Genomic DNA, 16,068 nt, shown 5'->3' on the forward strand with positions numbered 1-16,068 from the left:
TGCTAGATACCGCACTTTATATTTTCATGATGATTTTTATATTTTAGGGGGATGGCCGTGATAAAAAAAATTTGCCAGGTGATTGACGGGGAGTACGTCTGTGATATTGATATCAGCGTGGAGGAATGGAAAGATTTATTAGTGAATGAAAAAGTTTTTGATGAAAAGAGTATTACAGCGTTAAAAAAATGGTTCATTGAACCAAATCATTCTTGCACATGCTTCGATATTGGTAAAAAGTACGAACTGCACAGTATGAGTGCTAATGGTGTTATTAACGGACTGGGTGGGAGAGTTCAAAAAGAACTTGGTCGATTTGAAGTTGAAGGTATCGGAAATATCGCGTCCGGTACAAAATTTATTACAGTCATGAAGAGTAAAGAAATCGTCGGGAAACCCAAAAGAAATTTATGGACAATTCGTGAGGAACTTGTTCAGGCAATTAATGAACTTGATTTTTTTGGTACAACAGAAATGGCCTGCAGTGAGTATTACTCTGACGCTGAGTTGATCAATGCCATAGAGGAAAGTAATATCTTCGACGACGCTCAGACGTTTGAATATACAGGAGAAGCCAAACCAAAGAAAAATGCAATAGAAGTAAAAAATGGCCTCTCGTATCCCAGGAGTAAAGGGGTATCCAAAAATGCACTGAATAAAGCAGGTTACATATGTGAAATCAATAGCGATCACCCAACCTTCAGAAGGCGAAACTCATCCTTAAATTATACTGAACCTCATCACATTGTACCTATGTCCAGGCAAGATGATTTCGACACCTCTCTTGATGTCGAAGAAAATATAATATCTCTGTGTTGCAATTGCCATAAACAAATTCACCTTGGACAGGGTTATGAAGATATGCTGAAAGAAATATACACTGCGAGAAAAAGGTTATTAAAAAAAGTTGGTATTGATATATCACTGGAAAACTTGATTCTTTATTACAAAATGGAAAGTAAGTGAGTTTCAAACGAGAGTGATACCTTCGTTTTATTGGTCGGGATGAACAGCAGATGATGTTTCCGGCAAGTATCTGGTTCAGAAACTTTCTGTTAAAAAAGAGGTAAAAGTAGTCTTGAGCCCTGACTGCGAATTGCCATTGCGCATGACCAGAGAACAGGACGACCCCCTGCCAAACCCAGGCATGAGAAACACCTTTAAAACATAGACTTAATTAAAATCAGCAATTCCCATCGAAATAATAAGCAAGCAGAATTGGCTCAGGTGAATTTCACTCGGTGCAGTGCATGCGTTGGGGGGGTTAAAATGAAAAACCCGAAATTAATCGGGTTTTGATTAGTTAACGATTAACAGGTTCCCGTACCTGGGAACAATCTGACTATACGCGCAATATAATATTTCCACAATCATTATTTTTGACTGCTAAGCCATTTATTCATCTGCTCAATTTCTCCTTTTGTGCTTTAATGATGTCCTGCGCGAGTTTTCTCATTTCAGGATCTCTCCCGTACTTCAGCTCGGTTTCAGCCATTGCTATTGCCCCTTCATGGTGTGCAACCATGCCTTTTGCAAAAGCCTTGTCGGGATCGGATTCATTAACGGAACCCATCATTTTGTCATGCATGCTTTTCATCCCTGACATATATTTCTGTGAAGATGCCGATGAGGACACATTCAGAAATTTTCATTTCTGAATGTTATGCGGAAATTGCTGGCAGCGACAGCAACAATATAACAGAAAGAGTTTTTTTTATTTTCATAAAATAAATCCTTTTCGAGTAGGTATTGTTTAATTGTAGCAGAGTCAGATAAAAAAGCCCCCAGACGGGGGCCAAAATACAGCAACATAACAACATATTCCGCTTAAGGAATAATCCAAGGAAAGGGTAAATGCACGGGTATCTCAGTCACATTCAGCCAGCATTCATCATGCGGCGGTGTGCATCGGCCATAGCCTGATGCGGGCCGGACTGACCGTTATTCATGAATTCATGGGCAACAGCCGCTCTTTCATGGTCATTCATCGCCGCGTATGAGGTCGACGGGCTGGTAGCGGAAACGGGGTTATTCCCCATCATCTTCTGGTGACTTTCCGCGATTTTCTGGTGCGCATCAGCTGAACCATTATTCATAGTTTCATGGGCAATAATGGCTTGTTCATGCTGATCCATACCAGCTATACGGGAATCCCCCCCCTGAATCTGGGCAGGAGCGGAAGCAGACTGCATCTGATGAGCAGGTGCCTGTGCATTATTGACACGCTCATGGATATTCACGGTTTCAGCGGCCCATGTCGCAGAAATTAATCCAAAACCTAACACCGAAGCTATTACGATATTATTCATGGTAACTCTCCATTTTTAAATCAATGATGTCCGGGAAATCACGACCTGTTTCTTCAGTTGTATCTCTGAAAATGCCAGTCTTCTCTGGCAAGTGACTGTACATTCATTACCTGAGGTACTCTGACGCTATGTAATGATGGAGTCGTCCAGACTTCCTGATAAGTTGCAAAAATTATACCGAATGGCTTCTGTTCGTAGCATGACAGGCTGATGACATCTTTGTAATATTATCAGTGGGGTATGATCGGATTCATTTTGCTCAGTCTTGGTACAGATAAAATGAAACGAGTCGAGTGTATATCCGATTCCACGTGTACTTTTCCGTGATGGGCCTCCACGATTGACTTTACAATAGCAAGGCCTATGCCGCTGCCTTCGCCTTTTCGTTGTCTGGACGGATCCACCCGATAAAACCGGTCAAACAGCCGTGGTAAATGTTCTTCAGGGATTGGCCTTCCGGGATTTTCAATCATCAGCTTAAAACAGCAGTCCTGTTCACTTATTGAGACGTCGATCGCCTGTCCCTCCGGCGTATAGCGCAAGGCATTGGATAACAGGTTATTAATTGCTCTTCTGAACATCTGTGGATCCCCTTCTGCTAGACAGGACATCCCGTTAAACCTCAGTGTGATATTGCGTTCTTCCGCCCAGGCTTCGAAGAACTCAAAGACTTTCATGACTTCGGCACTCAGGTCAAACATGACCTTGTCAGGAATCAGTTGATTATTGTCCGCCTGAGCCAGAAACAGCATGTCGCTGACCATTTTGGTCATCCGGTTGTATTCTTCAAGGCTGGAGTAGAGAATATCCTCAAGCTCCTGCTGCGATCGATCCTGACTCAGTGCAATTTCAGTCTGCGTCACCAAGTTGGTGATCGGGGTTCTGATTTCGTGCGCAATATCGGCAGAGAAATTGGCCTGACGGGTAAAAACATCCTCTATCTTTTCAATCATGTGATTGAACGAGATAACCAGTTGCTCCAGTTCAATAGGAACGCGAGCGGGTTCCAGCCGCGCATCAAGGTTTTCAGAAGTAATATTTTTAATGGCGTTGCTGACATTGCGAAGGGGCAGATGCCCCTGGTGGACAGTAATTCGAATGATCAGAATAATCAGCAAGCTTATCACGACGGCAATGGCAATCAGATTCTTTTTCAGCGCATCGAGATAGTGAAGATGGAAATTAATAGAGAGTCCGGTCAGCATGACATAGTGCTGCTGTTTACCCTGAAATATCGCCTGACCAGAGGAGGCGATAATTCTGTAGGTTTCCATTTTCATTCCGGAGCCGGAAAACATCGGTTCAGCCGGATCTTCCACCGTCCAGAGAAACACGTCCCGGACGCGAGTGTGCTCGCTAAAGTCTGCTGAATTCAGGGCCGATCGTAATGCTGATCCCTGCGCTGAACTAAACAGCACCTCTCCCTGCGGGCTAAGGAGCAAAAGGGCAATATTACGGTAACTGGCAATCGACTCCTTTATTTTACTTATTTTTTTCTCATCCGCATCCGCCGGAGACTGCAGTATTCGGTTCAGTGTGGTGCTGATTTGCTGCAGATCGCTGACATCCTGCTCGGCAAAATGCTTTTCAACGGAATGCAGCATAAACCAGGTAAACGCAATAAAAGCCAGTATTGTGGACAGACTGATGAAAAAGGTCAGCCTCAGGGCAAGTGAAAATGGGCGTCTGGAAAACTTGTTACGCATCCGGAACCTCCAGCATGTAGCCCACGCCCCGGACTGTCTGGATCAGTTTTGCCTCGTAATCATTGTCTATTTTCGCGCGAAGCCGCTTTACAGCGACATCAATCGCGTTGGTATCACTGTCAAAGTTCATATCCCAGACCTGGGAAGCAATCAGCGAACGAGGTAATACTTCGCCCTGATGGCGAATGAAAAATTCCAGCAGGCTGAACTCCTTACTGGTGAGTACAATGCGGTTCCCCCCGCGGCTGACTTTTCTGGAAACGAGATCAACCGAGAGGTCAGCCACCTTAAACTGGCTTTCTGTGATCACCGTGTTCCCCCGTCTCAGAAGAGTTCTCACCCGGGCGAGCAGTTCGGCAAATGCAAAGGGTTTAACCAGGTAATCATCCGCCCCCAGCTCAAGTCCTTTGACCCTGTTTTCAATCGTGCCAAGGGCCGTCAGCAGTAATACCGGCATCCCCTTTCCGGCAGTGCGCAGCATGCGGATGATATCCCAGCCGTTCACATCAGGCAGCATGATGTCCAGAATGACTAAATCATACTCGGCTGTCATGGCGAGATGATATCCGGTAAGACCATTATCAGCGTGATCCACTATGAACCCTGCCTCTGTAAGCCCTTTGCTGAGATATTCACCTGTTTTAATTTCGTCTTCGACGATCAATATTTTCATCTTGCTCCCCGGCTGGCTGCTAAGGTCATTCTATTGCGCTCACGATCGTTATCAACGGATTACAGCAAAAATGACAACATTGTCATTATCCTGTCACCCGGCAAACAGAGAGCGTTCGGTAAAGTACCCCTATCAATACTCTGGACTTCATTTGAACCATTTACCAGGTCTGCCTGGAAGAGAAGCGTTATGTTCAAATTAAAATTACTCAGCATTAGCACGATATTCATCCTGGCCGGTTGTGTCTCTCTGGCACCAGAATATCAGCGCCCGGCAGCACCGGTACCCCAGCAGTTTTCGCTGTCCCGAAACAGCCTGACGCCAGCAGTGAATGGTTATCAGGATACGGGCTGGCGTAACTTTTTTGTCGATCCCCAGGTTACACGGCTGATTACTGAAGCTCTGAATAATAACCGTGATTTGAGAATGGCTGCCCTGAAGGTTGAAGAGGCCCGAGCCCAGTTCAACGTCACGGATGCAGATCGTTATCCGCAGTTGAATGCCTCATCAGGGATCACATACAGCGGTGGACTGAAAGGCGACAAGCCGACGACACAGGAGTATGACGCGGGTCTGGAGCTCAGCTATGAGCTCGATTTTTTCGGCAAGCTTAAGAACATGAGTGAAGCTGACCGTCAGAACTACTTTGCCAGTGAAGAAGCCCGTCGGGCCGTGCATATCCTGCTGGTTTCCAACGTTTCACAGAGCTATTTCAGCCAGCAACTGGCGTATGAACAACTCCGTATCGCGCGTGAAACGCTAAAAAATTATGAACAGTCCTATGCTTTCGTTGAGCAACAGCTGGTGACCGGGAGTACGAATGTCCTGGCGCTTGAACAGGCAAGGGGACAAATCGAAAGTACCCGCGCAGAGATAGCCAAACGAGAAGGCGATCTGGCACAGGCAAATAATGCCCTGCAGCTTGTACTGGGAACGTACCGTGCACTTCCGTCAGAAAAAGGGATGAAGGGCGGTGAGATCGCGCCAGTAAAACTGCCACCAAACCTGTCCTCACAAATTTTACTGCAGCGCCCGGATATCCTGGAAGCTGAATACCAGCTAAAAGCAGCTGATGCCAATATTGGCGCAGCGCGAGCGGCCTTTTTCCCGTCCATTACCCTGACCAGTGGCCTTTCCGCAAGCAGTACGGAGTTGTCCAGCCTCTTTACGTCAGGAAGCGGAATGTGGAATTTTATTCCTAAAATTGAAATTCCTATTTTTAATGCTGGCAGGAACAAAGCCAATCTGAAGCTGGCTGAAATTCGCCAGCAACAGTCGGTGGTTAATTACGAACAAAAAATTCAGTCAGCCTTTAAGGATGTTTCCGACACGCTTGCGCTGCGCGATAGCCTTAGCCAGCAACTTGAGTCACAGCAGCGTTATCTTGATTCACTTCAGATAACCCTGCAGCGTGCCAGAGGATTGTATGCAAGTGGTGCTGTCAGTTACATCGAAGTGCTGGATGCAGAACGTTCCCTCTTCGCGACACAGCAAACCATCCTCGATCTTACCTATTCCCGACAGGTTAACGAAATTAATCTGTTTACCGCGCTGGGTGGCGGCTGGGTAGAGTAAATTTATTCAATTAATCAGGAAATTAAAAATGCGTAATTCACTTAAAGCCGTTTTATTTGGTGCCTTCTCTGTCATGTTTTCTACCGGTCTTCATGCTGAGACACATCAGCATGGCGATATGAATGCTGCCAGTGATGCTTCGGTACAGCAGGTTATCAAGGGCACCGGTATCGTTAAAGAAATTGATATGAATAGTAAAAAGATTACCATTTCGCACGAAGCAATCCCGGCGGTGGGCTGGCCTGCAATGACCATGCGCTTCACTTTTGTTAATGCAGACGACGCTATCAATGCCCTGAAAACCGGCAACCATGTCGATTTCTCGTTTATTCAGCAGGGCAATATCTCCTTACTCAAAAGCATTAACGTTACGCAATCCTGATTAACAGTCCGGAGCGGATACATCCAGTGCGCCTGAACATTCATTATGGGATCACTGTGAATGAATGATCGGGCGCATATGCCAGGTGTTTTGATTTTTCAGCGAGAAATTGTATGGCTTCTTTAAAGATAAAATATGCTGCAATAATTATCAGCAGCCTCATAGCAGGAGGGCTGATATCGGTTACTGCCTGGCAGTATGTAAACTCATCACAAAAAACAGTACAAACAGAACAAAAGGCACCGGAGAAAAAGGTACTTTTCTGGTATGATCCGATGAAACCGGATACCAAATTTGATAAACCCGGAAAATCTCCCTTTATGGATATGGACCTGGTGCCAAAATATGCTGATGAAAGTGGCGATAAAAGCAGTAGCGGGATCCGCATTAACCCAACTCAGGTTCAGAACCTGGGATTAAAAACACAAAAAGTCGCTCGTGGAGCACTGAATTACTCCCAGACTATTCCGGCTAACGTCAGTTATAACGAATATCAGTTTGTCATTGTACAGGCGCGTTCTGACGGTTTTGTCGAAAAAGTGTATCCCCTGACGATTGGCGATCATGTAAAGAAAGGCACTCCGCTTATCGATATCACCATTCCTGAATGGGTTGAGGCACAAAGTGAGTTCCTGCTGTTATCCGGTACCGGTGGAACGCCAACGCAAACCCGAGGCGTTCTTGAACGGCTTCGCCTGGCCGGTATGCCGGAAGAGGATATTCAAAGGCTGCGTTCAACCCGTACAATCCAGACCCGTTTTACCATTAAAGCACCTATTGATGGTGTCATTACTGCATTTGACCTGCGCACCGGCATGAATATTTCGAAAGATAAGGTGGTGGCTCAGATTCAGGGGATGGACCCGGTCTGGATCAGCGCTGCAGTGCCGGAATCTATCGCCTATCTGCTGAAAGATACGTCGCAATTTGAAATTTCGGTACCGGCTTATCCGGATAAAACATTCCATGTCGAAAAATGGAACATTCTTCCCAGCGTGGATCAGACAACCCGTACGCTTCAGGTCCGTCTCCAGGTTTCTAATAAGGATGAGTTTCTTAAGCCGGGCATGAATGCCTACCTGAAACTGAATACCCAAAGCCAGGAAATGTTGCTGATACCAAGCCAGGCCGTTATCGATACCGGCAAAGAACAGCGCGTGATTACGGTCGATGATGAAGGCCATTTTGTGCCAAAACAGATCCACGTTTTGCATGAATCACAGCAACAGTCCGGCATTGGTTCCGGCCTGAATGAAGGGGATAACGTGGTAGTCAGCGGCCTGTTCCTCATTGACTCTGAAGCCAATATTACGGGCGCGCTGGAACGTATGCGTAATCCTGAAAAAGCAGAAAACAGTTTGCCAGTAATGCCTGAGCAGCCTGCAAATATGCATTCAGGACACTGAGGAGACGACGATGATTGAATGGATTATCCGGCGCTCTGTCGCCAACCGTTTCCTGGTCATGATGGGTGCCCTGTTTCTCAGCATCTGGGGCACATGGACGATTATTAACACGCCGGTTGATGCCCTGCCTGACCTGTCAGATGTGCAGGTAATCATTAAAACCAGCTATCCCGGCCAGGCTCCTCAGATTGTTGAAAACCAGGTCACCTATCCGCTCACGACTACCATGCTGTCGGTGCCGGGCGCAAAGACCGTGCGCGGTTTTTCTCAGTTCGGTGACTCTTATGTGTATGTCATTTTTGAAGATGGAACAGATCTGTACTGGGCCCGCTCGCGCGTGCTGGAATATCTTAATCAGGTTCAGGGTAAACTTCCTGCCGGCGTAAGTTCAGAAATCGGTCCAGATGCCACAGGCGTGGGCTGGATATTTGAATATGCGTTGGTTGATCACAGCGGGAAACACGACCTTTCAGAACTGCGCTCTCTGCAGGACTGGTTCCTGAAATTTGAACTGAAAACCATTCCGAACGTGGCTGAGGTCGCTTCGGTTGGCGGCGTGGTGAAACAGTATCAGATCCAGGTTAATCCGGAGAAATTGTCCCAGTACAGTGTCAGCCTGCCTGAAGTTAAACAGGCTCTTGGATCGTCTAACCAGGAGGCCGGTGGTTCGTCCGTTGAAATTGCAGAAGCAGAGTACATGGTCCGTGCCAGCGGATATCTTCAGTCCATTGATGATTTTAATAATATTGTTCTGAAAACAGGCGAGAACGGTGTACCGGTTTATCTGCGTGATGTCGCTCGCGTACAGATCGGGCCAGAAATGCGGCGCGGGATAGCAGAGCTTAATGGTCAGGGAGAAGTTGCCGGCGGCGTGGTGATTCTGCGGTCGGGTAAAAATGCGCGAGACGTTATCACAGCAGTAAAAGACAAACTGGAAACGTTGAAGGCCAGCCTGCCTGAGGGGGTCGAAATCGTGACCACCTACGATCGCAGTCAGCTTATCGACAGGTCAATTGACAATCTCAGTTATAAGCTCCTTGAAGAGTTCATCGTTGTTGCCATTGTCTGTGCCCTGTTCCTCTGGCATGTTCGTTCTGCCCTGGTGGCAATTATTTCTCTGCCACTTGGCCTGTGTATCGCCTTTATCGTCATGCACTTCCAGGGACTGAACGCCAATATTATGTCGTTGGGAGGGATAGCCATTGCCGTCGGCGCAATGGTGGATGCCGCTATTGTCATGATTGAAAATGCGCACAAACGGCTGGAGGAGTGGGATCATCAACATCCAGGAGAGCAGATTGATAACGCCACCCGCTGGAAAGTCATTACTGACGCCTCCGTGGAAGTGGGACCTGCACTGTTCATCAGTCTGCTGATTATCACCCTTTCGTTCATTCCTATCTTTACCCTTGAAGGACAGGAAGGGCGTCTGTTTGGCCCGCTGGCGTTCACGAAAACCTATTCCATGGCAGGAGCGGCCGCGCTGGCTATTATCGTCATTCCTATTCTGATGGGATTCTGGATCCGCGGGAAAATCCCTGCCGAGACCAGTAACCCCCTCAACCGGATGCTGATTAAAGCGTATCATCCGTTGCTGTTACGGGTATTGCACTGGCCAAAAGCAACCCTGCTGGTTGCGGCCTTGTCCATCTTCACGGTTATCTGGCCACTGAGCCAGGTCGGCGGTGAGTTTTTGCCGAAGATCAACGAAGGTGACCTGCTGTATATGCCGTCAACGTTGCCAGGCGTCTCTCCGGCGGAAGCAGCGGCGCTACTGCAGACCACGGATAAGTTAATCAAAACCGTTCCTGAAGTGGCCTCTGTATTTGGCAAGACCGGTAAGGCAGAGACCGCAACGGATTCCGCGCCACTCGAAATGGTGGAAACCACCATTCAGCTGAAACCTGAGGATCAGTGGCGGCCAGGCATGACTATTGACAAGATTATCGACGAACTTGATAAGACCGTCCGTCTGCCTGGTCTGGCTAACCTCTGGGTGCCGCCAATTCGTAACCGTATTGATATGCTCTCTACCGGTATCAAAAGCCCGATAGGTATCAAGGTATCCGGGACTGTTCTGTCCGATATCGATGCGACGGCACTGAGTATCGAAGCGGTAGCCAAAACCGTGCCGGGCGTGGTTTCTGCTCTCGCTGAACGTCTGGAGGGTGGGCGCTACATTGACATCGATATTAACCGTGAGAAAGCCTCCCGCTATGGAATGACTGTAGGAGATGTTCAGCTGTTCGTCTCCTCAGCTATAGGTGGCGCAATGGTAGGTGAAACCGTTGAAGGTGTGGCCCGGTACCCAATCAATATCCGCTACCCGCAGGATTACCGGAATAGCCCTCTGGCTCTGAAACAAATGCCAATCCTGACGCCAATGAAGCAACAAATCACGTTGGGAGATGTTGCTGACGTTAAAGTAGTTTCCGGGCCAACCATGCTGAAAACGGAAAACGCCCGACCAGCCAGCTGGATTTATATCGATGCACGCGACAGGGATATGGTGTCGGTGGTCAATGATATTAAGACAGCTATCAGTCAGAAAGTGAAACTGAAACCAGGTACCAGCGTGTCATTCTCCGGACAGTTTGAATTACTTGAACACGCCAACAAGAAACTGAAACTGATGGTGCCGATGACGGTGATGATCATTTTCATCCTGTTATATCTGGCATTCCGTCGGGTTGATGAGGCCTTACTTATCCTGATGAGTCTGCCGTTCGCCCTGGTTGGCGGGATATGGTTCCTGTACTGGCAGGGCTTCCATATGTCAGTCGCAACCGGAACCGGGTTTATCGCCCTGACCGGTGTGGCAGCAGAGTTTGGCGTGGTCATGCTGATGTATCTGCGTCATGCCATTGAAGCGCATCCGGAACTGTCAAACAAAGAAACGTTCACACCGGAAGGTCTTGATGAAGCCCTTTATCATGGTGCCGTGCTGCGTGTCCGGCCGAAAGCCATGACCGTGGCGGTGATCATCGCGGGTCTGCTGCCGATACTCTGGGGAACCGGCGCAGGTTCAGAAGTCATGAGCCGTATTGCGGCCCCCATGATTGGTGGGATGATCACGGCTCCGCTGCTGTCCCTGTTCATTATACCTGCCGCCTATAAACTCATCTGGCTGCGCAGACATAAAAAGAGCGTGTCATAACCCTGAAAGGGCACCCCTGCGGGTGTCCTTTTGCATAAATTCACCCTGACGTCAGGGTTTATATCGATAACATACAGAGGTGAGTATGAAAAAAATAATTTTAATGACCCTGGCTTTTGGCCTTTCACTGCCCGCGATGGCGAGTGAAAAAGTGATTGATATGTATAAATCTGAAAACTGTGGATGCTGTTCCCTGTGGGGTAAGGCGATGGAAAATGACGGGTTTGAGGTGCGGACCCACGTCATGAATGATCAGGCTCTGTCAGCCCTGAAAGAAAAATATGCTGTTCCTGCTGGACTGAGAAGCTGTCATACCGCGGTTGCTGGTAATTTGATCATTGAAGGCCATGTGCCTGCAGCCACGATACATAAGGCAATGCAGTCTGGTTCAGGGATTTATGGCCTTGCCACCCCCGGCATGCCTGCGGGGAGCCCGGGAATGGAGATGGGGGCCCGTAAAGAGGCTTACGATGTTATCGCATTCTCACCGGAGGGCAGTAAAAAGGTCTTCCAGCGAATCGAATAGTCAGCGGAACGGCTGATAACGGGACGCCGGCAGCAGGCACTCCTGTGCCGGCGACATTCGTGGTAATCGCATCCATGACATAACCTGAATACAGAAGATGCTTCAGGTTTGCATAAGGAGAGTTACTGTGAAAAATGACAATGCAGTGCAACACAACAACCAGACTGCTTCTGAACAGACATTATCCCCAGACGAGAGTCACGTATTGCATAAGGTGAGAGATCCCGTGTGCGGGATGGAAATCCTGCCCGACAAGACGCACAGCAGCATTCGATACCAGGAGCATCAGCTTTATTTCTGCTCCGCCAGCTGTGAGAGTAAATTTAAAGCCCATCCCGATCGTTATCTTACAGAAGATGCCAGTGAACATTCCCATCACCATCACCACGAAGTCATCCCTGATCAGATAAAACAGCCTCACCACCAGGCGGAGAACGATATTTCTGAAGGTGTGTGGACATGTCCGATGCACCCGGAGATACGCCGCAGTGGTCCCGGAAGCTGTCCTGTCTGTGGAATGGCACTGGAACCGCTCGTAGCCACGGCATCCACGGGGCCGAGTGATGAACTTCGCGACATGACAAGACGCTTCTGGCTGGGGTTGTTGCTGGCGTTTCCGGTTCTGATACTCGAAATGGGATCTCATCTGTTTCCCGCTTTGAGGAATACAGTATCACCACAGTACAACACATGGCTGCAGCTGCTTCTGGCCTCTCCTGTCGTGTTGTGGTGTGGCTGGCCATTTTTCGCCCGGGCCGGAATGTCGTTACGTAACCGCTCCCTGAATATGTTTACCCTTGTTGCTATGGGGACCGGCGTAGCCTGGGTTTACAGCGTCATTGCAACCGTCTTCCCCTCCTGGTTTCCTGCATCGTTCAGAAACATGGATGGCCTGGTGGCCGTTTATTTTGAAGCCGCGGCAGTAATTACGGTGCTTGTATTGCTGGGACAGGTTCTTGAGCTGCGGGCACGGGAACAAACCTCAGGTGCCATTACTGCGCTTCTGAACCTTGCCCCCAAAACCGCCAGGCGGCTGGATCATGACGGTCATGAAACGGATATTAATGCGGAAGATGTCCTGCCTGGCGATAAGCTCCGCATCAGACCTGGAGAGAGTATTCCGGTCGACGGTATCGTGGTCGAAGGCAAAACAACCGTGGATGAATCGATGGTGACCGGGGAGTCTATGCCGGTTACCAAAACGGAGGGTGAACCCGTCATTGGGGGGACGATTAATCAGACAGGTAGTCTTATCATCCGTGCAGAGAAAGTCGGTGATGAAACGATGCTCTCACGAATTGTTCAGATGGTCGCTGATGCACAGCGTTCGCGGGCCCCCATCCAGAGAATGGCTGACAGCGTTTCAGGCTGGTTTGTTCCTCTGGTGATACTTATCGCGGTTGTTGCTTTCATGATCTGGTCTGTCTGGGGGCCCGAGCCCAGGATGGCGCACGGTCTCATTGCGGCTGTGTCGGTCCTGATTATTGCCTGTCCCTGCGCGCTGGGGCTGGCCACGCCGATGTCGATAATGGTGGGGGTGGGCAAAGGAGCCCAGGCCGGGGTGTTAATTAAGAATGCCGAAGCCCTTGAGCGTCTTGAAAAAGTGGACACGCTGGTTGTCGACAAAACAGGCACGCTCACGGAAGGTTCGCCGACGGTGACAGGGATTATCAGTCTCAATCCGGGTGGGGAAACATCTCTTTTGCGTGTAACGGCCGCAGTGGAAAAAGGCTCGCAGCATCCGCTGGGTATGGCAGTAGTTAAAGCAGCGCAGGAAAAGGGGATCGCAATACCCGCAGTCACTCATTTCGATGCGCCGTCGGGTAAAGGTGTCACAGGCGATGTCGAAGGTCAATGGGTTGTTATTGGTAATGAACTGGCTATGCAGGAAAACAGTATCGTTATTGAAAATCAAAAGGCCATTGCGGATACGTTGCGGATGGAAGGCGCTACCGTTATCTATGTGGCCACGGACGGGGACCTTGCAGGCCTGATAGCTATCTCGGATCCCGTGAAAGCATCCACGCCGGATGCGCTTAAAGCGTTGCGTCAGGCGGGGATCCGCATTGTTATGCTCACCGGGGATAACCAGCTTACTGCTGAAGCAGTCGCACGGAAACTGGGAATAGATGAGGTTGAAGCAGGGATTCTGCCGGATGGCAAAAAAGCAGTGATAACCCGACTGAAAGAGTCTGGCCATGTGGTTGCGATGGCCGGAGACGGTGTGAATGATGCCCCGGCTCTGGCAGCGGCTGACGTGGGTATAGCCATGGGAACGGGTACAGATGTGGCAATTGAAAGTGCCGGAGTCACCCTTCTCAAAGGCGACCTGATGATACTGAACAGGGCCCGTCATCTGTCAGAGATCACCATGAAAAATATCCGACAGAATCTGTTTTTTGCATTTATCTACAACGCACTTGGTGTGCCTGTGGCTGCAGGTCTGCTTTATCCTGTGTATGGAATACTGCTGTCGCCAGTTATTGCGGCGGCGGCCATGGCTCTTTCTTCCGTCAGCGTCATTGTGAATGCGTTGCGTCTGAAAAGTGTCAGGCTCGGGAAATAACACTGGTGAAGGGGTTGTTACGAACAGAAGGAGTCCAGTATGAAAAGTACCACCTATGCGCTTATTGCTGTCGCCGCGATCGCGGCATTTGCCCTCCTGCGCGAACACTGGTCACATGTGGCAGGTTACTGGCCATATCTGTTATTGCTGGTCTGCCCGCTAATGCATCTTTTCCACGGCCACGGAGGGCATGGAGATCATCAACATCACGGAAGTGAAAACGATAAAAAAAATTAATCCGGCAAACGGGGCCGCGTCGCGGTCCCGTTATCAGTCCAGGTATCGTTCGTAGTCTCTGGCATGCGCAAAGGCATGCTGTTCAAGTTTGTTATCAGCGGGTGCCGCTGCCCGGAACGCCAGTGAGTTAACAGGATTGTTATTGATGACCAGCTCGTAATGCAGATGAGGACCGGATGAACGTCCACTGTTACCGGATAACGCAATAGCGCCTCCCCGGGTAACCCTGGCCCCTTTGGTAACGAGTATTTTATTGAGGTGGAGATAGCGAGTTTTAACACCGGCTTTTCCCGTTACTTCAACAAAATATCCCATGGTACTGTTGTATTCGGCCCGGGTGATTTTTCCGTCGATGACACTGACTATTTTTGTGTTCATGGGCATGGAATAATCAATGCCATTATGGGGACTCACTTTTCCCGATACAGGGTTAAGTCTTGCAGGATTGAAAGGCGAGCTGAGTCTTGCTGCGGCTGGTAACGGATAATCGAGACTGCCTTTCCCGGAAGTATCGGAAAGGTTATAGAACTTTTTGTCTGATATACGATACGCCGTGTAATTAAATGAACCGGACGTAAATTTATAGGCCACTACACGTGATTTTCCCGCTTTCTTTTGCAGTACGAGTTTTAATGATTCATTTTTTTTCAAATGCCGAAGATTAAACCGGGAAGGCAAAGAGCGCTGAAGGATAGCGATCTCGTTCGATTCCAGCCCCGAGCGCGTGGCTGAAAGGTAAGCATTTTCTTTTACGACATCGGTAGAATACATTTACTGGAATTCGCCGTTAGCATGAACACTGCGGCGTATGCTAGGGGTTTTCAGGAGGCGTGTCATCTGTCAGTTAATCGGGAGCACCGTTGATGGTCGTCATTTTTGTAACATATCTTGTTTCCCGTTTGCTCCTGAAGCTCTGGGAACTGTATGACCAGCCCGACGGTGATGATTAACGGGTCTGAAACAGGTTACGGCAGAGCAATATGAGGCTCATGTCCTGCGACGTAACCCGTCAGTGAAGCCCTGCTGCGCACCTGACGCTAAGCACTAACTCGCCTGCCGTTACCTGGACGAATAAAGGCCGCGAAGCTTTCTTGCCTGCGTCTGATGAGCTTCCGCACCGGCATTATTGACCTGCTCATGCACGAGGGCGGCTTTCTCTCCGGCATTCAGTTCGTTAAAAGAAGAAGAGGAGGTCTTTGAATTTGCACCACTGTCGGACAGCATTTTTTATGTTCCTCAATCATTTTCTGATGTGCATAGGACGCGCTGTTGTTCATAAATGAATGAGCAACAATGGCCCTTTCATGTTCATTCATTTCAGAGAATGAGGGCGTGCTGTTTTTATTAATCATGTCCGGCAAATTTTCATGCGTCGAGGAATTCACATGACTGACGGCTGAGGCATTATTAACAAATCGATGTGCTTCATGGGCAATATCACTGGACTGAGCAAAGCTGCCCCACAAAATAAAGCTGTAAACGCAGTGGTTGTGATTAATATATTCATGTGTAATTACCTTCTGAGGTACAT

General features: G+C 48.7%; 12 protein-coding genes and 2 pseudogenes. 8 read left to right on the top strand and 6 right to left on the bottom strand.

Features of this window, described 5'->3' with window-relative positions:
• The first annotated feature begins 57 nt into the window (after positions 1–57).
• Positions 58–966: an HNH endonuclease gene (locus NMC31_RS05205; protein WP_253897195.1), complete on the top strand. Its 909-nt coding sequence runs from the start codon at positions 58–60 to the stop codon at positions 964–966.
• Positions 967–1,373: 407 nt separating this feature from the next.
• On the opposite strand, the pseudogene copM reads toward NMC31_RS05205, so the two are convergent.
• The 4 genes and pseudogenes from copM to silR form a co-directional block, all read right to left on the bottom strand.
• A pseudogene (gene copM, locus NMC31_RS05210) lies at positions 1,374–1,652 on the bottom strand (CopM family metallochaperone).
• 225 nt (positions 1,653–1,877) lie between these two features.
• Positions 1,878–2,309: a silver-binding protein SilE gene (gene silE / locus NMC31_RS05215; protein ID WP_253897196.1), complete on the bottom strand. Its 432-nt coding sequence runs from the start codon at positions 2,307–2,309 to the stop codon at positions 1,878–1,880.
• A 230-nt stretch (positions 2,310–2,539) separates the two neighbouring features.
• Positions 2,540–4,015 carry a Cu(+)/Ag(+) sensor histidine kinase gene (locus tag NMC31_RS05220; RefSeq protein WP_253897197.1) on the bottom strand — a complete coding sequence of 492 codons (1,476 nt, stop codon included), beginning with the start codon at positions 4,013–4,015 and terminating at the stop codon, positions 2,540–2,542.
• On the bottom strand, positions 4,008–4,688 hold the full coding sequence (silR, locus tag NMC31_RS05225) for a copper/silver response regulator transcription factor SilR (protein WP_253897198.1): 681 nt from the start codon (positions 4,686–4,688) through the stop codon (positions 4,008–4,010). The genes NMC31_RS05220 and silR overlap by 8 nt, the downstream gene beginning before the upstream one ends.
• 189 nt (positions 4,689–4,877) lie before the next feature.
• On the opposite strand from silR, the gene silC reads away from it, so the two are divergent.
• The 7 genes from silC (at position 4,878) to NMC31_RS05260 (ending at position 14,537) form a co-directional block, all read left to right on the top strand.
• Positions 4,878–6,263 (top strand): Cu(+)/Ag(+) efflux RND transporter outer membrane channel SilC, encoded by a 1,386-nt coding sequence (silC, locus tag NMC31_RS05230; protein WP_253897199.1) that lies wholly within the window; start codon positions 4,878–4,880, stop codon positions 6,261–6,263.
• A gap of 28 nt (positions 6,264–6,291) precedes the next feature.
• A complete protein-coding gene (gene cusF, locus NMC31_RS05235) occupies positions 6,292–6,645 on the top strand; it encodes a cation efflux system protein CusF (protein ID WP_253897200.1) in 354 nt (117 codons plus the stop codon).
• Positions 6,646–6,758: 113 nt separating this feature from the next.
• Complete coding sequence (gene silB, locus NMC31_RS05240) at positions 6,759–8,051, top strand: Cu(+)/Ag(+) efflux RND transporter periplasmic adaptor subunit SilB (protein WP_253897201.1); 1,293 nt, start codon at positions 6,759–6,761, stop codon at positions 8,049–8,051.
• 10 nt (positions 8,052–8,061) lie between these two features.
• Positions 8,062–11,208, top strand: a complete 3,147-nt coding sequence (silA, locus tag NMC31_RS05245) for a Cu(+)/Ag(+) efflux RND transporter permease subunit SilA (RefSeq protein WP_253897202.1) — start codon at positions 8,062–8,064, stop codon at positions 11,206–11,208.
• A gap of 85 nt (positions 11,209–11,293) precedes the next feature.
• Positions 11,294–11,734, top strand: coding sequence for a DUF411 domain-containing protein (locus NMC31_RS05250; RefSeq protein WP_253897203.1), 441 nt, complete (start codon positions 11,294–11,296; stop codon positions 11,732–11,734).
• A gap of 97 nt (positions 11,735–11,831) precedes the next feature.
• Positions 11,832–14,300 (top strand): Ag(+)-translocating P-type ATPase SilP, encoded by a 2,469-nt coding sequence (gene silP, locus NMC31_RS05255; protein ID WP_253897204.1) that lies wholly within the window; start codon positions 11,832–11,834, stop codon positions 14,298–14,300.
• Positions 14,301–14,339: 39 nt separating this feature from the next.
• Positions 14,340–14,537, top strand: a complete 198-nt coding sequence (locus NMC31_RS05260) for a DUF2933 domain-containing protein (protein WP_000843494.1) — start codon at positions 14,340–14,342, stop codon at positions 14,535–14,537.
• A 33-nt stretch (positions 14,538–14,570) separates the two neighbouring features.
• Here the strand turns inward: NMC31_RS05260 and NMC31_RS05265 are convergent, their stop codons facing one another.
• Complete coding sequence (locus NMC31_RS05265) at positions 14,571–15,308, bottom strand: peptidoglycan DD-metalloendopeptidase family protein (protein WP_253897205.1); 738 nt, start codon at positions 15,306–15,308, stop codon at positions 14,571–14,573.
• Positions 15,309–15,596: 288 nt separating this feature from the next.
• Positions 15,597–16,044: pseudogene (locus NMC31_RS05270) on the bottom strand (PcoE/SilE family metal-binding protein).
• Positions 16,045–16,068: the final 24 nt, after the last annotated feature.

The organism is Pseudocitrobacter vendiensis (assembly GCF_943590815.1).
Lineage (GTDB): Bacteria > Pseudomonadota > Gammaproteobacteria > Enterobacterales > Enterobacteriaceae > Pseudocitrobacter > Pseudocitrobacter vendiensis.